The organism is Stenotrophomonas sp. 86156_Sma (genome assembly GCF_056481625.1).
The window spans coordinates 1,873,345-1,892,742 of record NZ_CM151157.1 but is presented as its reverse complement, the minus strand read 5'-3'; the positions used below and the strand labels follow the sequence as shown (position 1 = coordinate 1,892,742).

The following is a 19,398-nucleotide window of genomic DNA, read 5'->3' as shown; positions in this document are numbered from 1 at the left end:
GGAATTAAGTCGTTTGTGCCACAAACGACTTAATTCCCTCCGTCCCCTTTTCCGTCAGGCCTGCGAGGCGTCCTCGACCGGGCCGAGTTCGTGCAGCACGGCGGTGGCGTAGCAGCCTGGCGGCAGCGCGAACGACAGCTCCAGCACGTCGTCGGCCAGCCACTGGTGCTGCAGCAGCGCCGGGCGCAGGCGCAGCGCGCGGCGCTCCTGCTTCAGGCGCGCGTCTTCCAGGCCGGCCCGCAGCGCCTTCGATTCCTCGTCGTCCAGCGCGGCCAGCTCCAGCTCACGTGCCGCGTCGGTGCTGCGCAGCTCGCCTTCGCCCCACAGCGGCGCGCTGGGATGGATGTCGAAACGCGCCAGTCGCTCGGCCAGCACGTCGGTGTACGGCTCGGGTCCGAACACGCTGCGGCTGCCATCGAGCATCCACACTTCGCCATCGAGCGGCTGATCCCAGTTGCCCTGCTCCACGCGCGCGGCCAGCACGCGGTTGAACAGCGCCGAGCGGGCTGCAGAGAGCAGAAGTGAACGCTGATCCTTGCGCATGCGGCGGCCACCGAACATCGCCAGTGCCGCCGGCACATTGCCGCCGTCACGGCCAAAGCGCTGTTCGCCGAACCAGTTCGGCAGGCCGCGCTCGGCAATCTGCTGCAGACGCTCGCTGATCGCCGTGGCATCACCCTGCACCTCGCGCAGCACCAGCTTGAAGCGGTTGCCGGCCAGTGCGCCACGCTGCAGCTTGCGGTTGTGCCAGGTGGCTTCGAGCACTTCGATCTCGTCGCTAGCCAGCTCGGCCAGGTCCGGCGCGACGCGCTTGGGCAGGTGCACGCTGAAACGCTGGGTGGTGACCGCATGGCGATCCTTCATGCCGGCGTAGCTCACCGCCATTTCCGGCAGGCCAGCCCACTTGGCCAGCAGCTTGGCCACATGCACGGTGTTGGCACCGCGCTTACGGATGTGAAGCAGCAGGTGCTCGCCTTCACCGGTCGCCTCGAAGGCCGGCAGTTCGTCAACCTGGAAATCGTCCGGCATGGTGCGGATGCGCGCCGTCAGCAACGGTGCACCAAACGCCAACGGCAGCGGGATCATGCCGCCACCAGCAGTACCACCGCCTGTGCGGCGATGCCTTCGCCACGACCGGTGAAGCCCAGCTTCTCAGACGTGGTGGCCTTGACGCTGACTGCATCCAGCGGCAACTGCAGCAACCCACCGATGCGCTCACGCATCGCCAGCGCATGCGGGCCGACCTTCGGACGCTCGCAGATCACGGTGATGTCGGTGTTGCCGACGCGCCAGCCACGCTCGCGCAGCAGGCTGTGGCAATGGCGAACGAAATCACTGCTGTCGGCGCCCTTCCAGCGGTCGTCGCTCGGCGGGAAATGCTGGCCGATATCGCCCAGCGCCAGCGCGCCGAGCATCGCATCGCACAGGGCGTGCAGGATCACGTCGCCATCGCTGTGCGCGAGCACGCCGCAGCTGTGCGGCACGCTCACTCCGCCGAGCATGATGTGATCGCCTTCACCGAAGGCATGGACGTCGTAGCCCTGGCCGATGCGGACGGGCGGGAACGGTGCGGTGCTCATGGATGCAACCCTTGCAACAGGGCCGCGCGGACGGTCAGCCGGCGCGGCGGGAAAGTACGAATTCGAACCGGTCCAGATCGGCCGGGGTGGTGACCTTGAAGTTGTCCTCGCTGCCTTCCACCAGCAGCGGGCGCTGGCCCTGGCGCTCCATGGCCATGGCCTCGTCGGTGACGTCAACACCGGCGGCCGCAGCGTCAGACAGCGCGCGGCTGAGCTGGTGGCGGCGGAACAGCTGCGGCGTCAGTGCGCGCCACAGGCGCTCGCGTGGCTCGGTGCCATCGATGCCGCCGTCGTCGCCAGCGCGCTTGAGGGTATCGCGCACCGGCGCAGCCAGGATCGCCCCGACCGGGTCGGCACGACCGACTTCAAGCAGACGACCGAGATCGGCCAACGACAGGTTCGGCCGTGCAGCATCGTGAACCAGCACGAATTCATCGGCACGCACGGTGTCCGGCAGCGCCTGCAACCCGGCCAGCACCGAGGCGGCACGGGTCGCGCCGCCGATGCAGGTCAGCACCGGCTTGCCCGACCACTCATTCCAGCCCGGCCAGTCGGCATCGTCCTGGCCGATCACCACCATCGCTCCGGCCACGGCGGGGTGCGCCAGCAGCGCGTCCAGCGTGTGGGCGAGCAGGATCTGCCCGCCCGCCTGCAGGTACTGCTTGGGCAGCGGTGCACCGAAGCGGGTGCCACGGCCGGCCGCAGGAACAACGACCCAGATCGCCGTGCTCATGGCACGTCTGCCGGGTGTTCGCCCGCCTGGGCAGTGACGCCGGCAGCAGGCTGCGCCGGGTGGACCGGCGCATCCTCGACCACACGGTAGAACTTCTCGCCAGGCTTGATCATGCCCAGCTCGCTGCGCGCGCGTTCCTCGATGGCGGACTGGCCTTCCTTGAGGTCCTTCACTTCGGCAGCGAGCGCGTCGTTGCGCTGCTGCAGACCCTCATTGTCCCGCTCCTGGTTGGCGACCTGGGCTTCGAGCATCATCACTTCACCCGAGTTGCCCGGACCGAACCAGAAGCGGTACTGCAGCCAGCCCAGCAGCAGGGCCAGCACCAGCAGCATCCAGCGCCAGTCGCGCATCGGCTCAGCGCTTCAGCGAAACGAACGCGTCACGACCGGCGTAACGCGCGCCGGCGCCGAGGGCTTCCTCGATGCGCAGCAGCTGGTTGTACTTGGCCACGCGATCGCTGCGGCACAGCGAGCCGGTCTTGATCTGGGTGGCGGTGGTGGCCACCGAGATATCGGCAATGGTGGTGTCTTCGGTTTCGCCCGAACGGTGCGAGACGACGGCGGCATAGCCGGCGCGGTCGGCCATCGCGATCGCTTCCAGGGTTTCGCTGAGCGTGCCGATCTGGTTGACCTTGATCAGGATCGCGTTGGCGGTGCCCGAGTCGATGCCTTCCTGGAAGATCTTCGGGTTGGTCACGAACAGGTCGTCGCCAACCAGCTGCACCTTCTTGCCGATGCGGTCGGTCAGCAGCTTCCAGCCGGCCCAGTCGTTCTCGGCCAGGCCATCTTCAATCGTGATGATCGGGTACTGCGCGGCCCAGTCGGCGAGGAAGTCGACGAACTGCTCGGAGGTCAGGCGCTTGTTCTCGCCGACCAGGTTGTACTTGCCGTTTTCGAAGAATTCGCTGGAGGCGACGTCCAGGCCCAGCAGCACGTCTTCACCGGCGGTGTAGCCAGCCTTGCCGATCGCTTCGAGGATGGTGTCGAGCGCCTCGACGTTGCTGCGGAAGTCCGGTGCGAAGCCGCCTTCGTCGCCGACCGCCGTGCTCAGGCCGTGGCCCTTCAGCACCGACTTCAGCGAATGGAAGATTTCGGTGCCCGCGCGCAGCGCTTCGGAGAACGAGGTGAAGCCGACCGGCAGCACCATGAACTCCTGGAAGTCGACGTTGTTGTCGGCGTGCGCGCCGCCGTTGATGATGTTCATCATCGGCACCGGCAGCGACGGGGTCACACCGGTCTTGGCGGCAAGGTACTGCCACAGCGCCTGCTTGTTCGATGCAGCGGCGGCGTGCGCGGCGGCCATCGAAACACCCAGCAGCGCGTTGGCGCCCAGGCGACCCTTGTTCTCGGTGCCGTCGAGGTCGATCAGGCGACGGTCGAGGCCGGCCTGGTCGGTGGCTTCGAAGCCCTTCAGCGCATTGGCGATGGTGGTGTTGACGTTGTCGACAGCCTTGCGCACGCCCTTGCCCAGGTAACGGGTCTTGTCGCCGTCACGCAGCTCGACCGCTTCCTTGGTGCCGGTCGAGGCGCCGGAGGGAACCGCGGCACGACCGAACGAACCGTCCTCCAGGATGACTTCGGCTTCCAGCGTGGGGTTGCCACGGCTGTCGAGGATTTCACGGGCGTGGATGCTGCGGATCGTACTCATGGTCGGGCCGGTTACCTGTATGGAGAGGGGGCGACAAAACGAATGCCGCGTGATTATCCCCGGCTGCCCGCCACTTGCCAAATGGCGTGGGCGGCTTCAGCCCCAACTGGACCCGATCACGATCAGGATCATCGACACCAGCATCACCAGCAATGCACCGGCAATCGCTGCCAGGATGGGGCCACGCCGCCGTCGCCAGGCCAGCACCATCGCCACCGGGCTGCCCAGGAAGGACAGCACCATCGTGACCAGCGCGCCCAGCAGCCACCACTGCGTGGCCTGCACGCCGTTGTTTCCATCCCCCGGCGGCCGGAAACCGGACGTGAAGGCCAGCACGCCCACCACCAGGGCGATCCAGGTCAACACGGACAGCCCCAGGGCGATCAGGCCCCAGGGCCAGCCACGCGCCGATGTGGTCGTATTCATCAGAGCAATCCGTAGAACAGGGCGCCCAGCCACAGCGAGAGCAGGATGATCGCCAGGCCAGCCGTGACCTTGCCGCGATTCAGCCGCCAGGCCAGCACAGCGGCAGCGACGCAGCCCACCGCACCGAGCAGCTCCGCCACCAGCAGCGCAATGAAGTACGCCCGCAGATCGAGCGCACTGCTGCCATCACCGGGGGGCCGCACCGACGCAGCGCCGATCAGTACCAGCCCGAACATGCCCACGGTGAACAGCACGGCCAGACCCAGTGCGATCAGGCCCCAGGGCCACTGTTTCCAGTGCCGGCGGTGACGCTGGGTTTCCAGCGCCAGCCACGGGTCACGACTCACGCGAAGCGCGAAAAGCCGTGCTTCTTGGTCACCGCATCGAGTTCCATCAGGGTCTCGAGCAGCGCTTCCATCTGGTCCAGCGGCCATGCATTGGGGCCATCGGACAGCGCCTTGGACGGGTCCGGATGGGTTTCGGCGAACAGGCCGGAGATGCCCACCGCCACGGCGGCGCGGGCCAGCACCGGCACGTGCTCACGCTGGCCACCGGAACTGGTGCCCTGCCCACCCGGCAGCTGCACCGAATGGGTGGCGTCAAACACCACCGGGCAACCGGTATCGCGCATCACCGCCAGCGAACGCATGTCACTGACCAGGTTGTTGTAGCCGAAGCTGGCACCGCGTTCGCAGACCATGATCTGCTCGTTGCCGGTGGCCTTGGCCTTTTCCACGACCGGCTTCATGTCCCACGGCGCCAGGAACTGGCCCTTCTTGATGTTGACCGGCTTGCCGGCCGAGCACACCTTGCGGATGAAGTCGGTCTGGCGGACCAGGAACGCCGGGGTCTGCAGCACGTCCACCACCGAGGCCACTTCATCCATCGGGGTGTATTCGTGGACGTCGGTCAGCACCGGCACGCCGATCTGCTTCTTGACCTCGGCCAGGACCTTCAGGCCCTCTTCCATGCCCGGGCCGCGGAACGCGGTGCCCGAGGTGCGGTTGGCCTTGTCGAAGCTGGACTTGAAGATGAAGTTGACGCCGAGCTTGTCGGTGACTTCCTTCAACTTGCCGGCGGTATCGAGCTGCAGCTGCATCGACTCGATCACGCAGGGGCCGGCGATCAGGAACAGGGGCTGGTCCAGCCCGACCTCGAATCCACACAGTTTCATGGCGTTTCCTTGTTGTCCGCGGCACCGGCCGGGCCGGTGCGCTGGGGGTTGAAGCGTGCAAGATGGGGGCCGGCGGCCCCCATCACAAGTCAGGCGCGGGCTTCCTGCAGCAGCTTGCCGCCAGCCTTGCGCTCGCGTGCGGCACGGATGAAACCGATGAACAGCGGGTGGCCGTCACGCGGCGTGGACAGGAATTCCGGGTGCGCCTGGCAGGCCAGGAACCACGGGTGCGCATCGCGCGGCAGCTCCACCACTTCCACCAGGGTGTCGTCCATCGACTTGCCGGCGATCACCAGGCCCGCATCTTCCAGCTGGGTGCGGTAGCGGTTGTTGAACTCGTAGCGGTGGCGGTGGCGCTCGGCAACCACGTCCTTGCCGTACAGCTCACGGGCCAGCGTGCCCGGCTTCAGGCGCTGTTCCTGCAGGCCCAGGCGCATGGTGCCACCGAGGTCGCTCTTGTCATCACGCTTTTCGACGTCGCCGGTTGCCGTGCGCCATTCGGTGATCAGGCCGATCACCGGGTTCGGCGACTGGCGGTCGTTCTCGGTGCTGTTGGCACCTTCCAGGCCGACCACGTTGCGGGCGTAATCGACGACGGCCGCCTGCATGCCGTAGCAGATGCCGAAGTACGGCACGTGCTGCTCGCGGGCGAACTTCGAGGTCAGCACCTTGCCTTCGAAACCACGGTCACCGAAGCCGCCCGGCACCAGGATGCCGTCGACATCGGCCAGTGCAGCCATGTCGGTGCCTTCCAGGTCCTGTGCTTCCAGCCACTTCAGGTTGACCTTGGTGCGCTGGCGCAGGCCGCCGTGCTTGAGCGCTTCGCCGACCGACTTGTAGGCATCCTGGTGATCGACGTACTTGCCGACCACGGCGATGGTCACTTCGTCCAGCGGATGCAGGGTCGCATCGACCGCGTCTTCCCACATCGACAGATCGACCGGACCGACCTTGTCGGCCAGCTTCAGCTGGTTGACGACGATCTCGTCCAGGCCCTGCGCATGCAGGCCTGACGGAATGCGGTACAGGACGTCCACGTCCGGCACGCTGATCACCGCGCGCTCGGAAACGTTGGTGAACTGGGCGATCTTGCGGCGCTCCGAATCCGGCACGGCCTGTTCCGAACGGCACAGCAGCACGTCCGGCTGGATGCCGATCGAGCGCAGTTCCTTCACCGAGTGCTGGGTCGGCTTGGTCTTCAGCTCACCGGCGGCGCCGATGTACGGCACCAGGGTGAGGTGCATGAACAGTGCCTTCTCCGGGCCACGCTCGGTGCGCACCTGGCGGATCGCTTCCAGGAACGGCAGCGACTCGATGTCGCCGACAGTACCGCCGATCTCCACCAGCGCCACGTCGTAGCCTTCGGTGGCTTCGTCGATGCAGCGGCGGATCTCGTCGGTGATGTGCGGAATGACCTGCACGGTCGCACCCAGGTAGTCGCCGCGGCGTTCCTTGCGGATCACGTTCTCGTAGATACGACCGGTGGTGACCGAGTTCTTGCGGCTCAGGCGGGTGCGCACGAAGCGCTCGTAGTGGCCCAGGTCGAGGTCGGTCTCGGCGCCGTCGTCGGTGACGTAGACCTCACCGTGCTGGAACGGGCTCATGGTGCCCGGGTCGACGTTGATGTACGGGTCGAGCTTCATCATCGTGACCTTCAGGCCACGGGCTTCGAGAATGGCGGCCAGCGACGCGGCGGCAATGCCTTTGCCGAGCGAGGACACCACGCCGCCGGTTACGAAAATCAAGGGAGTCATGGCTGCAAGCATCCTGTCTGGAAATGGAAAACGGCAGCACCACGCGCGCCCGGAGGGCAGGCATGGTGCTCAGAGGGGGTTTTCCGGTTCGCTGTGGCAGCGAGGGAGGTGCGGATCCGTGCGACGGCAGGCGCCGGACGGGGACCACCGTGCGAGGTCGGGGCGACCGTGCCGGTCAAATCGACCGTCACCTGCGACCCGCCATGCTGGAAGCCACGCTTGGCCGCTCCAGCCCATTCGCAAATGGTGGACACGCACTTACTCCCGGAAAGCCATAGTTTACAGATTGATGGCCGCCAACCCAAGGGGCTTGTGCGGCCGATCCAACAAAAAACGCCCCGCTGGGCGGGGCGTTCCGGTGCGCAACCCTTGTCGCAAGGGCGCTTGGCAGGTTGCGGGATCAGCGCTTCTTCCGCGCCTCTTCCTCTTCTTCCTTCTGCGGGGCCGGCTGGCCCTGCGCCTTCATTTCGGCATTGGCCTGGGCACGACGCTTGGCCTTGGCATCGGCCTCGGCCTGCGCCTTGTCGGCCTGGTCACCCTGCTGCGGGGCCGGCTGGCCAGCGTTCTGCGCCACCACCAGCGGCACTGCAACAGCGGCAGCGGCCAGGATTGCAATGGTCAGCAACTTCTTCATGAGGTCCTCCTCGCGGTATGGCTTGGACGTTTCGACCCAACGGGGGCCGCCGGCGTTCAGATTCCAGCGGCTGCCATTTTACCCCCTCCCCGGCGCCGAGGCTGAACCGCAGGCGTGCAAAATCGCCGCCCAGACCGCACACTTGCGCGTCGCTCCGCGCTTTAGAAGATAGATGAACGCCCGCTATAACGCCGCCGATATTGAAGTCCTGTCCGGCCTTGACCCGGTCAAGCGCCGTCCCGGCATGTACACCGACACCGCGCGCCCGAACCACCTGGCGCAGGAAGTGATCGACAACTCGGTGGACGAGGCCCTCGCCGGCCATGCCCGCTCGATCGAGATCACCCTGTACAAGGACGGCAGCGTGGAGGTCAGCGATGACGGCCGCGGCATGCCGGTGGACATCCATCCGGAAGAGAAGATCCCGGGCGTCGAACTGATCCTCACCCGCCTGCATGCAGGCGGCAAGTTCAGCAACAACAACTACACCTTCTCCGGCGGCCTGCACGGCGTCGGCGTCAGCGTGGTCAACGCGCTGTCGACCCTGGTGGAGGTGCACATCAAGCGCGAAGGTGCCGAACACCGCATCACCTTCCGCAACGGCGACCGCGCCACCCCGCTGGAAGTGGTCGGCAGCGTCGGCAAGAAGAACACCGGCACCCGCGTGCGCTTCTGGCCGGACCCGAAGTACTTCGACACGCCCAAGTTCGCGGTGCGCGCGCTCAAGCACCTGTTGCGCGCCAAGGCCGTGCTGTGCCCCGGCCTGACCGTGAAGCTGACCGACGAAGCCACCGGTGAAGTTGATACCTGGTACTACGAAGACGGCCTGCGCGATTACCTGAAGCTGGAGCTGGGCGATCGCGAGATGCTGCCGGCCGAGCTGTTCGTCGGCAACCTGAAGAAAGACACCGAGATCGTGGACTGGGCCGTGGCCTGGCTGCCGGAAGGCGAGCTGGTGCAGGAAAGCTACGTCAACCTGATCCCCACTGCCCAGCACGGCACCCACGTCAACGGCCTGCGCACCGGCCTGACCGAGGCGCTGCGCGAGTTCTGCGACTTCCGCAACCTGCTGCCGCGTGGCGTCAAGCTGGCCCCGGAAGACGTGTGGGACCGCGTGTCGTTCGTGCTGTCGCTGAAGATGACCGACCCGCAGTTCAGCGGCCAGACCAAGGAACGCCTGTCCTCGCGCCAGGCCGCCGGCTTCATCGAAGGCGCCGCCCACGATGCGTTCAGCCTGCTGCTGAACCAGAACGTGGAGCTGGGCGAGAAGATCGCGCAGATCGCCATCGAGCGCGCCAGCGCGCGCCTGAAGACCGAAAAGCTGGTCGTCCGCAAGAAAGTCACCCAGGGCCCGGCCCTGCCCGGCAAGCTGGCCGACTGCATCAGCCAGGACCTGTCGCGCACCGAGCTGTTCCTGGTGGAGGGTGACTCGGCAGGCGGCAGCGCCAAGCAGGCGCGTGACAAGGACTTCCAGGCGATCCTGCCGCTGCGCGGCAAGATCCTCAACACCTGGGAAGTTTCCTCCAACAGCGTGCTGGCGTCGGAAGAAGTGCACAACCTGGCCGTGGCCATCGGCTGCGACCCCGGCAAGGACGACATTGCTGGCCTGCGCTACGGCAAGGTCATCATCCTGGCCGACGCGGACTCGGACGGCCTGCACATCGCCACCCTGCTCACCGCGCTGTTCCTCAAGCACTTCCCGGCGCTGGTCGATGCCGGCCACGTGTTCGTGGCGATGCCACCGCTGTTCCGCATCGATGTGGGCAAGCAGGTGTTCTATGCCCTGGACGAAGAAGAGAAGCGCTCGATGCTGGACAAGATCGAACGCGAGAAGATCAAGGGCGCGATCAACGTCACCCGCTTCAAGGGCCTGGGCGAGATGAATCCGCCACAGCTGCGTGAATCGACCATCCACCCCGACACCCGCCGCCTGGTGCAGCTGACCGTGGACGACGGCGAGCAGACCCGTTCGCTGATGGACATGCTGCTGGCCAAGAAGCGCGCCTCCGACCGCAAGGGCTGGCTGGAGAGCAAGGGCGATCTGGCTTCGCTGGAAGTCTGACCCGACGCGGGGCCGGATCCGTTTCCTGCAGGGAAACGGCTCTGGCCCCATCGCCCGGTAATGCCGGTTCATGTGCCCTTGGCATTACGCCCCCATCGGCAAACCCGGCGGGGCCATAATGCGCGTCCATCTGTGTGGACCATCGTATTGGCCAGCCACTCGCTGCTGTTCCCGGGCCTGCCGCTGCACAGCGCGCGCCTGGTCCTGAGCCCGATCCGCCGCGACGATGCGGCCGCCCTGTTCGCGATCCAGTCCGATCCGGACGTGATGCGGTTCTGGAACCACCCGGCGTGGACACGACCGGCCGAAGCGCGCGCGCAGATCGACGATGACCTGGCGGCACAGGCCACCGGCACCCAGCTCAAGCTGGCCGTGCGCGAAACGCTGGACGGCCCGTTGCTGGGCATCTGCGTGGTGTTCGCCCTGGATCGCGATGCCGCTCGTGCCGAGATCGGCTACCTTCTGGCCCCCGACAGGCAAGGCCAGGGCTACATGCACGAAGCGCTGCAGCACCTGCTGGACTACCTGTTCCAGACCCTGCGCCTGCATCGCGTGGAAGCCGAAGTCGACCCGCGCAACCGGCCCTCGGCACACGTGCTTGAACGGCTGGGCTTCCACCTGGAGGGCGTGCTGCGGCAGCGCTGGCGCATCCAGGGCGAACTGTCCGATTCGGCGGTATACGGCCTGCTGGCCGACGACGAACTGCGCACCACCCTGCCCGCTTGACCCAATCTGGCCACTGGCGGCCTCGACGCGCGGCCATGCCTTTGGACACATACGACATGCCCTCCACCGGCCTAGCATCGGAACCCCCTTCCGCTGCCGATCCGGTGCCATGAAGTCCCTGCTGCACACTGCCGCGCTCTGCGTCGGCCTGCTCATCGCCCCAGCCAGCGTGCTGGCCGCGCCCGACGCCGAGGCCAAGCCCGATCCGAAAGACGACAAGACCGAAGCGCCCGCGCTGCCCGCCGATGCGTCAGCCCGCCAGAGCATGCGCCTGGCCGGCCGCACCCTGGACTACACCGCCACCGTCGGCACCCTGCCGGTGCGCGATGCCAAGGGCAAGGTGATCGCCGATGTGGTGTTCACCGCCTATACGATGCCGGGCAAGGACCGGCCGGTGACCTTCGCGCTCAATGGCGGCCCGGGTGCATCGTCGGTCTACCTCAACATGGGCGCGATCGGGCCCAAGGTGGTCACCTTTGGTTCGGAGGGTGACAGCGCATCGGCGCCGGCCACCCTGCACGACAACCCCGGCACCTGGCTGGACTTCACCGACCTGGTGTTCATCGACCCGGTCGGCACTGGCTTCAGCCGTGCACGCATCGGCGATGACGAAGCGAAGAAGCAGCTGTACAACCCCAGCGCCGACATCGAATACCTGTCGCGCTCGATCTACGACTGGCTGCTGCGCAACCAGCGCATGGGTGCACGCAAGTACCTGACCGGCGAGAGCTACGGCGGCTACCGCGGCCCGCGCATCACCCACTTCCTGCAGACCCGCCTGGGCGTGGCGATGAACGGCCTGGTGCTGGTGTCGCCCTACCTGAGCCCGACTCTGGAAGACAACGCCGATGTCTCGCCGATGGCGTGGATGCAGACGCTGCCGTCGATCGCTGCAGCGCACCTGGAGCGCCAGGGCAAACTGACCGATGCGGCGATGCGCGACGTGGTGGAATACACCCGCGGCGACTACGCCACTGCGCTGATGAAGGGCCGCAGCGATCCGCAGGCGACCGAGGCGATGCTGCGCCGGGTGACCGAGCTGACCGGGCTGGACCCGCAGTTCGTGCGCCGCGCCGGTGGCCGACTGGAGACGCAGGCCTATCTGCGTGAGGTGTTCCGCGACAAGGGCACGCTGGGCAGCCGCTACGACTCCAACGTGACCGCGTTCGATCCGTTCCCGAATGATCCGGAACAGCGCGCCAACGATCCGCTGCTGGACAGCATCATCGCGCCGACCACCACGGCGATGGTCGACTTCGTGACGCGGGTGGTTGGCTGGAAGGTGGATGCACGCTACCAGGCGCTGAACTACGACGTGAACCGGCTGTGGGACCGCAACGGCGAGCTGCGCCAGGGCGCGGTGACCCAGCTGCGGCAGGCGGTGGCGATCGATCCGCATCTGCAGGTGCTGATCGTGCATGGCTGGAATGATCTGTCGTGCCCGTTCATGGGGTCGATCCTGACGGTGGACCAGATGCCGGCGATGGGCAGCAATCCGGACCGGGTGCAGGTGCGCAGTTATCCGGGCGGGCACATGTTCTACAGCCGGGCGGACAGCCAGGCGGCGTTCCGCAGGGATGTGCAGGCGTTGTTCCAGCGTAACTGAGGGTGGTGGTGGTGGCCGGGCCTGCGGCCCGGCACCCGCTGGGGATCAACTGCCACTGCAACAGCAAGAGCTGGCATTCCGTGGGTTGGCGGGGTGGGATGGGCAGGCGGGGGACGGCAAAAACTGCTCCTGCGTGCCTCGTAGAGCGCCATCCATGGCGCTCTGCGCCCCCGCCTGCCCATCCCACCCCGCCTTCGACAGTTTCCGTGCGCTGTTGGTGGGTGCCGACCGTTGGTCGGCACGGGGGCGGATCCCTGTTTCTGCTCTGGTAGGTGTCGACCTTGGTCGACACGATGTGTCCGGAAGAATTCTCTGCCCATGAAAAAAGCCCGCCGGTATCCGGCGGGCTTTTTCGTGTGCACCTTGGCGCGGCGATCAGGTCCAGCCGAACAGTTCGAACAGCTTCAGGATCAGGTACGCACAACCACCTGCGGCCGGGATGGTCAGGATCCAGGCCCAGACGATGCGTTCGATCACGCCGAACTTCAGCGAGCGCGGGTTCTTGGCGAAGCCGACGCCCATGATCGCGGTGGAGATGCTGTGCGTGGTCGAGACCGGCATGCCGAAGTGGGCGGCCAGGGTCAGGATGGTGGCCGAGCTGGTCTCCGCGGCGAAGCCGTGGATCGGGTGCAGCTTGACCATCTTGTGACCCAGGGTCTTGATGATCTTCCAGCCGCCCGAGGCGGTACCGGCGGCCATCACCACCGCACAGGTCAGCACGATCCACATCGCGATGCCGTCACCGGCGCTGGCGTCCGGGTGCATGAAGGCCAGCCACGACGGCAGGTCATCCAGCGCACCGGTGGCCTCGGCACCGATCAGTGTCATGGCGATGATGCCCATGGTCTTCTGCGCGTCGTTGTGGCCGTGGGCGAAGCCCATGTAGGCCGCCGAGGCGATCTGCGCCTTGCCGAAGAAAGCGTTGACGATGCGCGGGCGGGCCAGACGACCGATGGCACCACCGATCTTGGCCAGCCCGGCGATCAGGCCCCACAGCAGCACCATCACCACGATGCCGAGCAGGAAGCCGGCGATCGGCGAGGTGATCATCGGCACGAACACCTTCCACAGCAGGCCCTTGTTCTGTGCCCAGCTGCCCAGGCGCTCGGACCAGATCAGTGCGTCCCAGTTGTTGTGGGCGGCGGCCAGGCCGGCGCCGCAGAGGCCACCGATCAGCGCGTGCGAGGACGAGGACGGAAGGCCCTTCCACCAGGTGATCAGGTTCCAGATGATGCCGCCCAGCAGGGCGCACAGGATCACCTGCGGGGTGACGTCGACCACGTTGGTGTTGAGCAGGCCCGAGGCGATGGTCAGCGCCACCGCGGTACCGGTCAGTGCACCGATGAGGTTCATGAAGGCGGCCAGCATCACCGCCCAGCCGGGCGAGAGCACCTTGGTCGCCACCACGGTGGCAATGGAGTTGGCGGTGTCGTGGAAGCCGTTGATGAACTCGAAGACGAGCGCGGCCAGGATCACCACCAGGACAAGGGTCAACATGCGGCGGCGTCCGTCAGCTGTTCTTCAACACGATCTGGTACGCCACCACGCCGGCCTCGCGGCAGCGGTCGATGGCCTTTTCCAGGATCTCGAAGAATTCCTTCAGCAGGAACATCTGCAGGTTGTCCAGGCGGCCCGAGTAGATGTCGCGGTACAGCTCGAGCATCAGGCGGTCGGCCTCGTTCTCCAGCGAACGCAGCTTCTCGTTGAGAGCGGTCATCCGGTCCAGGTTCATGTGGCGCAGGTCGGCCACCATCTCCACCACCACGCCGGCAGCCTGTTCCAGCATCGCCGCGCGCGGCGCGAAGTCGATGTGCTCCAGGTGGGTCGTGGCCAGCGAATAGCGATCGGCGAACTTCTCGATCTGCTTCGGGATCTTGTACAGCGCCGAGCCCAGCGCTTCGATGTCTTCGCGCTCGATCGGGGTCATGAAGCTGTCCACCAGCGCCTGGCTGATCTTGTCCGAGGCCGCGCGTTCGCGCAGGCGGGCCAGCTTGAACGCGTCCAGCGCGGGCTGGCGGTCGGCCTCGCGCAGCATGGAATGCAACGCCTTGGCGGCGTCGGAAGCCGCGACGGCAGCCTCATCGAGCAGGGTGTAGAACTGTTTGCCGGAACCGAAAATGGTCTGCAGAGAGAACATTGAGAAACCTGTCAGCCGTCGCGGGAAGGACGGCACCAGACGGAATTATGACGGCTAGATGACCATCACGGGTATCCCTGCCCCCTTCCGGGGCTCTGGAAGCCCCAACCTGAACAGGCGGTTGCCACCCTGCCACGCCCCTTTGCTAAGATGCCAGCGCGCCTTCGGGCGCACCTTATGGACGACGACCCTTACCCCCCTGCGCCGCGCCGGACCCTGTTCCTGAGCGCCAGCCGCCATCGCAAGCACCCGCCCTCCCTGCCACCAACCGGGGACGACGCCCGTGTTTGAGATCCTGATAGTTTTGGCCCTGATCGTGTTCAACGGCTTCTTCGCCATGTCCGAAATGTCGGTCATGACCTCGCGCAAGAGCCGCCTGAAGCAGATGGCCAGCACTTCCAAGCGCGCCGCCAAGGCGCTTGAGCTGTCCGAGAAGCCGGAGAACTTCCTGTCCACCGTCCAGATCGGCATCACCCTGGGCGGCATCCTGACCGGCGTGTACGGCGGTGAGGCCATCGGTAACAGCATCGCCCATCACCTTCAGGTGTTGTTCCCGTCGCTGGCCGACACCATCACCCTGTTCGGCAATCCGCAGCCGCTGTCGAACCTGATCGGCAAGACGCTGGCGGTGGCGCTGATCACCTTCCTGACGCTGATTTTCGGTGAGCTGGTGCCCAAGCGCCTGGCCATCACCCGTTCGGAAGACATCGCTGGCATGGTAGCCCTGCCGATGGGCTGGCTGGCCCGAATTGCATTCCCGGCCGTGTGGCTGCTGTCCCATTCGACCCGCTTGGTCCTGCGCCTGATGGGGCTAGGCAAGGACGAAGTTGCCTCGGTGACCGAAGAAGAGATCCGCATGCTGGTGGCCGAGAGCCACGAGGCCGGTGTGATCGACGCCCACGAGCGCGACATGATGAACCGCGTCATGCGCCTGGGCGACCGCACCGCCGACAGCCTGATGACCCCGCGCAACCGCATCGCCTGGCTGGATACCCAGGCTGGGCTGGAGCGCAACCTGGAAATCATGGCCGAGCACGAGTTCTCGCGCTACCCGGTGCTGCGCGACAACGACATGGACGTGGTCGGCGTGCTTGAACTGAAATCGCTGGCCACGCGCATGGCGCGCGGCGACAACGCGCTGTTCCAGACCCTGCGCGAGCCGCTGTACGTGTCTGAATCCACCCACGCGATGAAGCTGCTGGAGATCTTCCGCGAGGAACAGCAGTCGATGGCGCTGGTGGTGGACGAGTACGGCGAGATCCAGGGCCTGGTGACCATCAGCGACCTGATGGGCGCCGTGGTCGGCCGCCTGCAGGCAGTGGAAAATGCCGACGAAGATGCGCTGGTGGTGACCCGCGAGGACGGCTCGCTGCTGGTGGACGGCTCGCTGCCGATCGAGGACCTGCGCGAGCTGATCGGCAGCAACGACCTGCCCGATGCCGAGGATGGCGACTACTACACGCTGGCCGGCATGTGCATTCACTACTTTGGCCGCATCCCGCACGCGGGCGAGTACTTCGACTGGGCCGGCTGGCGCTTCGAGGTGGTCGACCTGGATGGTGCGCGGGTGGACAAGCTGCTGCTGCGCACGCTGTCCGACGAGCAGGCCGATGAGCTCACCGCCTGAGGCCGGCCAGGGTCCGGGCGTTGAGCGCCCGGCCTACCGTAACGAGGGCATCCGCACCCTGCTGGAGATGTTCGCCTCCGGCGACCCGGCCGAGCACATGCCGCTCGGCCAGATCCTGTGCAACCTGCAGCAGAGCGCGTTCGGCGTGTTCCTGTTTGTGGCGATCCTGCCGTCGTTCATCCCGATCCCGGGCATGGGCGGCGCGGTCAGCGGCCCGCTGGTGATCCTGATCGGCCTGCAGATGCTGTTCTGCCTGCGCCGGCCGTGGCTGCCCGGCTTCATCGCCCGCCGCGGGCCCAAGCGCGGCACCATGCACCGCTTCCTGGACCGCATCGACCGCCCGCTGCGGCGATTGGACAAGATGCTGAAACCGCGCCTGCCGCAGCTGCTGACACCGCTGCCGGCGCATGCCTTCAGCGGCCTGCTGCTGGTGTTGCTGGGCCTGCTGCTGTCGTTACCGATTCCCTTCACCAACTTCCTGTTCGGCTTCCAGCTGCTGCTGTTCTCGCTGGCACTGCTGGAACGCGATGGCGCGCTGATGCTGTTCAACTGGATCGCGGCGCTGGCGGCGATCGCCTTCTTCGGTTTCAGTTCGGGGCAGCTGGTGGGCTATACGGTGGAGCTGTTCCAGCGTTGGTTCTGAGCCGGAATCCGGTAGAGCCGGCCGCTGGCCGGCTGCCACGCTTCCAGGTTTGCCGGCCAGCGGCCGGTACTACCAATGCTGGGCATCGGCCATCATCGAAGGTCGATGAATCCGTTGTCGGCCAACGGCGCGGGCTCGTCCTGCACGGCCGACAGCACGAAACTCAGCGCCGTCCCCAGCAGCGTGCCCGGGCCGTCCCAGTATTCGGCCGAGTCGGCGCGCACCTGGATCAGGCGCAGGTTCGGGTCATCCTTGCCGCCGGGGAAGAACAGCTTCATGGCCGGCGACCACAGCTCTTCGATCTTCGCGCGGTCGTCGACGATGCGCGCACGCCCAGCCACCGACACATAGGTGTTCTTCGACGGCGAGGCGTAGGCCACGTTGACGTATGGATCCAGCGCGATCTCGGCGACCTTGGGGCTGTCGGCGGTGATGACGAACCACAGATCGCCGTCGAAGGTGACCTGCTGGGTAGCCAGCGGCCGGCTGTAGAGTCGTCCATCGACGCCGGTCGTGGTGAACATCGCCACCTCGACGTCCTTGATCAGCTCGGCCAGTTGGGCGATGTGTTCGGCGCGGGTATCAGCCATGTGGGGGCTCCATCGGTGTGAGCCCCCATCAGACGCGGTTCGGCCGCAATGGGCCGTGACGCAATTGTTCAGCCCGCGTGGCGGGCATGCCAGGCGTGCATGGCCAATTCGAACGAGCGCAGGCGCGCGCGGTGGTCATACAGGTTGGCGGTGAGCATCAGTTCGTCGGGCTTGTGTCGCTCGACAAACGCGGCGATGCCGTCCGCCACCTGCTGCGGATCCCCCAGCACGGTGCAGGCCAGTGCCCGCTCCACACCCAGCTTTTCATGCGGTTCCCAGAAAGCTTCGATATCGTCGATCGGCGCCGGGATCTTGCCCGGTCGACCACGGCGCAGGTTCACGAAACTCTGCTGCTGGCTGGTGAACAGGCGGCGCGATTCGGCCTCGCTGTCGCTGGCAACGACGTTCAGCGCCAGCATCGCGTGCGGCTGCTTCAACGTCGCCGAGGGGCGGAATTCGCGGCGATACACCGCCAAGGCTTCGTCCATCACATCAGGCGCGAAGTGCGAGGCGAACGCATAGGGCAGGCCCATCGAGGCGGCCATGCGCGCACCGAACAGGCTCGAACCGAGGATCCAGGTCGGCACCCGCAGACCGCCTCCGGGAACGGCCTGCACTGCCTGGCCAGGCTGCACCGGCTCGAAATAATGCAGCAGCTCACGCACGTCCTGCGGGAACTGGTCGGCGCTGTCGAAGTAGCGGCGCAGTGCACGCGCGGTTGGCTGGTCGGTGCCCGGGGCACGGCCCAGGCCGAGGTCGATACGATCCGGATACAGCGAGGCCAGCGTGCCGAACTGCTCGGCCACCTGCAGCGGCGCGTGGTTGGGCAGCATGATGCCGCCGGCACCGACGCGGATGCGCCGGGTGCCGCCCGCGACGTGGCCGATCAGCACGGCCGTGGCCGCGCTGGCGATGCCGGGCATGTTGTGGTGTTCGGCCAGCCAGTAGCGGCGGTAGCCCAGCGCATCGGCGTGCTGGGCCAGTTCCAGCATGTTGGCGAAGGCGGCGGTGGTGTCACTGCCCTCGCAGACCGGGGCCAGGTCAAGGATCGACAACGGGATCATCAGCGGTTTTCCGTCTCAGGATCTCCCCTGCATGGGGGCGGCCAGGCGCAGCGGCCAGTGACGGTGGCGGGATGCTGATTCCCGTGGGGCCGGTTCATGGCGGGCCGCCCTTGATCCGGTAGTGCCGGCCGCTGGCCGGCAGGAAGAGTGCCTTGGCAGCCGGCCAGCGGCCGGCTCTACCGGGGAATCGACATATCCCTGGCGCGACCGCGGAACCGGTCAGAACGCGCTGGGGCGCGGCTCCGGCAGTGGCTGGTCGACCATCGGCTTCAGTTCGGCATCCAGCGCCACGCGCTCGTCGAACACGAAGCAGCGGCCTTCGTAACCTTCGCCGCCCACCTCCTCGAAGTAGCCGAGGATGCCGCCATCGAGCTGCAGCACGTTGTCCATGCCATCATTGGCCATCCACAGTGCCGCCTTCTCGCAGCGGATGCCGCCGGTGCAGAAACTGACCACGGTGCTGTCCTTCAGCGCTTCGCGGTGCGGCGCCAATGCCTCGGGCAGGTCGGTGAACTTGTGGATGGGCAACACCAGCGCATCCTTGAAGGTGCCGTACTCCACTTCCTGCAGGTTGCGGGTATCGAGCATCACCACCGGCTTGCCAGCGTCGTCATGCCCTTGCCGCAGCCAACGCTGCACGGTGGCCGGATCGACCGCTGGGGCACGCGGATAGTCCAGCGGCTGGCCGTCATCGCGGCGGAAGCTGATGATCTCGTCCTTCACCTTGGCCTTCAGCCGCGCGAACGGCTGGTGCTCGCTCAGGCTGGTCTTGACCCGCATATCGGCAAAGCGCGCATCGGCATGCAGCGCCGCATAGAAACTTTCGACCGCCTCCGGCCCACCCGCCAGGAACAGGTTCAGCCCCTCGCCCGCCACCAGGATCGTACCGCGCAGCTGCGCCGCCTCGGCACGCGCCAGCAACTGGTCGCACAGGGCCTGGGGGGCGTCGATGACGGCGAAATGGTAGGCAGCGGTATTGGCGATCATCCCGCCAT

General features: G+C 66.5%; 20 protein-coding genes. 5 read left to right on the top strand and 15 right to left on the bottom strand.

From position 1 onward, the window contains the following. Positions 1–54: 54 nt before the first annotated feature. From truD to ACZK33_RS08865, 10 genes are all read right to left on the bottom strand, one after another. Positions 55–1,086 carry a tRNA pseudouridine(13) synthase TruD gene (gene truD, locus ACZK33_RS08910; RefSeq protein WP_423175315.1) on the bottom strand — a complete coding sequence of 344 codons (1,032 nt, stop codon included), beginning with the start codon at positions 1,084–1,086 and terminating at the stop codon, positions 55–57. Beyond that, a complete protein-coding gene (ispF, locus tag ACZK33_RS08905; RefSeq protein WP_423175316.1) occupies positions 1,083–1,580 on the bottom strand; it encodes a 2-C-methyl-D-erythritol 2,4-cyclodiphosphate synthase in 498 nt (165 codons plus the stop codon). The genes truD and ispF overlap by 4 nt, the downstream gene beginning before the upstream one ends. Before the next feature lie 34 nt (positions 1,581–1,614). Then, positions 1,615–2,313, bottom strand: coding sequence for a 2-C-methyl-D-erythritol 4-phosphate cytidylyltransferase (ispD, locus tag ACZK33_RS08900; RefSeq protein WP_423175317.1), 699 nt, complete (start codon positions 2,311–2,313; stop codon positions 1,615–1,617). Then, a complete protein-coding gene (gene ftsB / locus ACZK33_RS08895; RefSeq protein WP_032130117.1) occupies positions 2,310–2,663 on the bottom strand; it encodes a cell division protein FtsB in 354 nt (117 codons plus the stop codon). Before ftsB ends, ispD begins: the two co-directional genes overlap by 4 nt. A 4-nt stretch (positions 2,664–2,667) precedes the next feature. Next, positions 2,668–3,960: a phosphopyruvate hydratase gene (gene eno / locus ACZK33_RS08890; RefSeq protein ID WP_032130116.1), complete on the bottom strand. Its 1,293-nt coding sequence runs from the start codon at positions 3,958–3,960 to the stop codon at positions 2,668–2,670. Positions 3,961–4,056: 96 nt separating this feature from the next. After that, a complete protein-coding gene (locus tag ACZK33_RS08885; protein ID WP_049400376.1) occupies positions 4,057–4,386 on the bottom strand; it encodes a hypothetical protein in 330 nt (109 codons plus the stop codon). Continuing rightward, on the bottom strand, positions 4,386–4,733 hold the full coding sequence (locus ACZK33_RS08880; RefSeq protein ID WP_107432320.1) for a hypothetical protein: 348 nt from the start codon (positions 4,731–4,733) through the stop codon (positions 4,386–4,388). Before ACZK33_RS08880 ends, ACZK33_RS08885 begins: the two co-directional genes overlap by 1 nt. Then, positions 4,730–5,560: a 3-deoxy-8-phosphooctulonate synthase gene (kdsA, locus tag ACZK33_RS08875; protein WP_014036736.1), complete on the bottom strand. Its 831-nt coding sequence runs from the start codon at positions 5,558–5,560 to the stop codon at positions 4,730–4,732. Before kdsA ends, ACZK33_RS08880 begins: the two co-directional genes overlap by 4 nt. 89 nt (positions 5,561–5,649) lie before the next feature. After that, on the bottom strand, positions 5,650–7,314 hold the full coding sequence (locus tag ACZK33_RS08870) for a CTP synthase (protein ID WP_032130113.1): 1,665 nt from the start codon (positions 7,312–7,314) through the stop codon (positions 5,650–5,652). 400 nt (positions 7,315–7,714) lie between these two features. Further along, positions 7,715–7,948 carry a hypothetical protein gene (locus ACZK33_RS08865; RefSeq protein WP_014036734.1) on the bottom strand — a complete coding sequence of 78 codons (234 nt, stop codon included), beginning with the start codon at positions 7,946–7,948 and terminating at the stop codon, positions 7,715–7,717. 172 nt (positions 7,949–8,120) lie between these two features. Between ACZK33_RS08865 and parE the strand changes: the two genes are divergently transcribed. The 3 genes from parE (at position 8,121) to ACZK33_RS08850 (ending at position 12,342) form a co-directional block, all read left to right on the top strand. Then, a complete protein-coding gene (parE, locus tag ACZK33_RS08860; protein ID WP_019338185.1) occupies positions 8,121–10,010 on the top strand; it encodes a DNA topoisomerase IV subunit B in 1,890 nt (629 codons plus the stop codon). Between the two features lie 147 nt (positions 10,011–10,157). Further along, positions 10,158–10,736 carry a GNAT family N-acetyltransferase gene (locus ACZK33_RS08855; RefSeq protein WP_107432345.1) on the top strand — a complete coding sequence of 193 codons (579 nt, stop codon included), beginning with the start codon at positions 10,158–10,160 and terminating at the stop codon, positions 10,734–10,736. A 109-nt stretch (positions 10,737–10,845) separates the two neighbouring features. After that, positions 10,846–12,342, top strand: coding sequence for a S10 family peptidase (locus tag ACZK33_RS08850; protein WP_049435952.1), 1,497 nt, complete (start codon positions 10,846–10,848; stop codon positions 12,340–12,342). A gap of 375 nt (positions 12,343–12,717) precedes the next feature. Here the strand turns inward: ACZK33_RS08850 and ACZK33_RS08845 are convergent, their stop codons facing one another. Continuing rightward, positions 12,718–13,839, bottom strand: coding sequence for an inorganic phosphate transporter (locus ACZK33_RS08845; protein WP_032128946.1), 1,122 nt, complete (start codon positions 13,837–13,839; stop codon positions 12,718–12,720). A 13-nt stretch (positions 13,840–13,852) separates the two neighbouring features. Next, entirely contained in the window at positions 13,853–14,479 is a 627-nt protein-coding gene (locus tag ACZK33_RS08840; protein ID WP_004152833.1) for a DUF47 domain-containing protein, read from the bottom strand. Positions 14,480–14,762: 283 nt separating this feature from the next. Between ACZK33_RS08840 and ACZK33_RS08835 the strand changes: the two genes are divergently transcribed. Both ACZK33_RS08835 and ACZK33_RS08830 read left to right on the top strand, forming a co-directional pair. After that, positions 14,763–16,106 carry a hemolysin family protein gene (locus ACZK33_RS08835; protein ID WP_134950615.1) on the top strand — a complete coding sequence of 448 codons (1,344 nt, stop codon included), beginning with the start codon at positions 14,763–14,765 and terminating at the stop codon, positions 16,104–16,106. Next, positions 16,090–16,749 carry an exopolysaccharide biosynthesis protein gene (locus ACZK33_RS08830; protein WP_032128944.1) on the top strand — a complete coding sequence of 220 codons (660 nt, stop codon included), beginning with the start codon at positions 16,090–16,092 and terminating at the stop codon, positions 16,747–16,749. The genes ACZK33_RS08835 and ACZK33_RS08830 overlap by 17 nt, the downstream gene beginning before the upstream one ends. A gap of 92 nt (positions 16,750–16,841) precedes the next feature. On the opposite strand, the gene ACZK33_RS08825 is transcribed toward ACZK33_RS08830, so the two are convergent. The 3 genes from ACZK33_RS08825 to ACZK33_RS08815 form a co-directional block, all read right to left on the bottom strand. After that, positions 16,842–17,339 carry a pyridoxamine 5'-phosphate oxidase family protein gene (locus ACZK33_RS08825; protein WP_262227071.1) on the bottom strand — a complete coding sequence of 166 codons (498 nt, stop codon included), beginning with the start codon at positions 17,337–17,339 and terminating at the stop codon, positions 16,842–16,844. Positions 17,340–17,407: 68 nt separating this feature from the next. Beyond that, on the bottom strand, positions 17,408–18,403 hold the full coding sequence (locus ACZK33_RS08820; RefSeq protein ID WP_423175318.1) for an LLM class flavin-dependent oxidoreductase: 996 nt from the start codon (positions 18,401–18,403) through the stop codon (positions 17,408–17,410). Positions 18,404–18,622: 219 nt separating this feature from the next. Then, positions 18,623–19,390: a sulfurtransferase gene (locus tag ACZK33_RS08815; RefSeq protein WP_423175319.1), complete on the bottom strand. Its 768-nt coding sequence runs from the start codon at positions 19,388–19,390 to the stop codon at positions 18,623–18,625. Positions 19,391–19,398 lie beyond the last annotated feature (8 nt).

Bases quoted from the DNA above. Each gene is read 5' to 3' on its own strand.
- ACZK33_RS08845 (WP_032128946.1), bottom strand. From the start codon at position 13,839: ATGTTGACCCTTGTCCTGGTGGTGATCCTGGCCGCGCTCGTCTTCGAG.
- kdsA (WP_014036736.1), bottom strand. From the start codon at position 5,560: ATGAAACTGTGTGGATTCGAGGTCGGGCTGGACCAGCCCCTGTTCCTG.
- ftsB (WP_032130117.1), bottom strand. From the start codon at position 2,663: ATGCGCGACTGGCGCTGGATGCTGCTGGTGCTGGCCCTGCTGCTGGGC.
- ACZK33_RS08885 (WP_049400376.1), bottom strand. From the start codon at position 4,386: ATGAATACGACCACATCGGCGCGTGGCTGGCCCTGGGGCCTGATCGCC.
- ACZK33_RS08815 (WP_423175319.1), bottom strand. From the start codon at position 19,390: ATGATCGCCAATACCGCTGCCTACCATTTCGCCGTCATCGACGCCCCC.
- ACZK33_RS08865 (WP_014036734.1), bottom strand. From the start codon at position 7,948: ATGAAGAAGTTGCTGACCATTGCAATCCTGGCCGCTGCCGCTGTTGCA.
- parE (WP_019338185.1), top strand. From the start codon at position 8,121: ATGAACGCCCGCTATAACGCCGCCGATATTGAAGTCCTGTCCGGCCTT.
- ACZK33_RS08830 (WP_032128944.1), top strand. From the start codon at position 16,090: ATGAGCTCACCGCCTGAGGCCGGCCAGGGTCCGGGCGTTGAGCGCCCG.
- ispF (WP_423175316.1), bottom strand. From the start codon at position 1,580: ATGAGCACCGCACCGTTCCCGCCCGTCCGCATCGGCCAGGGCTACGAC.
- ACZK33_RS08840 (WP_004152833.1), bottom strand. From the start codon at position 14,479: ATGTTCTCTCTGCAGACCATTTTCGGTTCCGGCAAACAGTTCTACACC.
- ACZK33_RS08820 (WP_423175318.1), bottom strand. From the start codon at position 18,403: ATGATCCCGTTGTCGATCCTTGACCTGGCCCCGGTCTGCGAGGGCAGT.
- eno (WP_032130116.1), bottom strand. From the start codon at position 3,960: ATGAGTACGATCCGCAGCATCCACGCCCGTGAAATCCTCGACAGCCGT.
- ispD (WP_423175317.1), bottom strand. From the start codon at position 2,313: ATGAGCACGGCGATCTGGGTCGTTGTTCCTGCGGCCGGCCGTGGCACC.
- ACZK33_RS08870 (WP_032130113.1), bottom strand. From the start codon at position 7,314: ATGACTCCCTTGATTTTCGTAACCGGCGGCGTGGTGTCCTCGCTCGGC.
- ACZK33_RS08850 (WP_049435952.1), top strand. From the start codon at position 10,846: ATGAAGTCCCTGCTGCACACTGCCGCGCTCTGCGTCGGCCTGCTCATC.
- ACZK33_RS08825 (WP_262227071.1), bottom strand. From the start codon at position 17,339: ATGGCTGATACCCGCGCCGAACACATCGCCCAACTGGCCGAGCTGATC.
- truD (WP_423175315.1), bottom strand. From the start codon at position 1,086: ATGATCCCGCTGCCGTTGGCGTTTGGTGCACCGTTGCTGACGGCGCGC.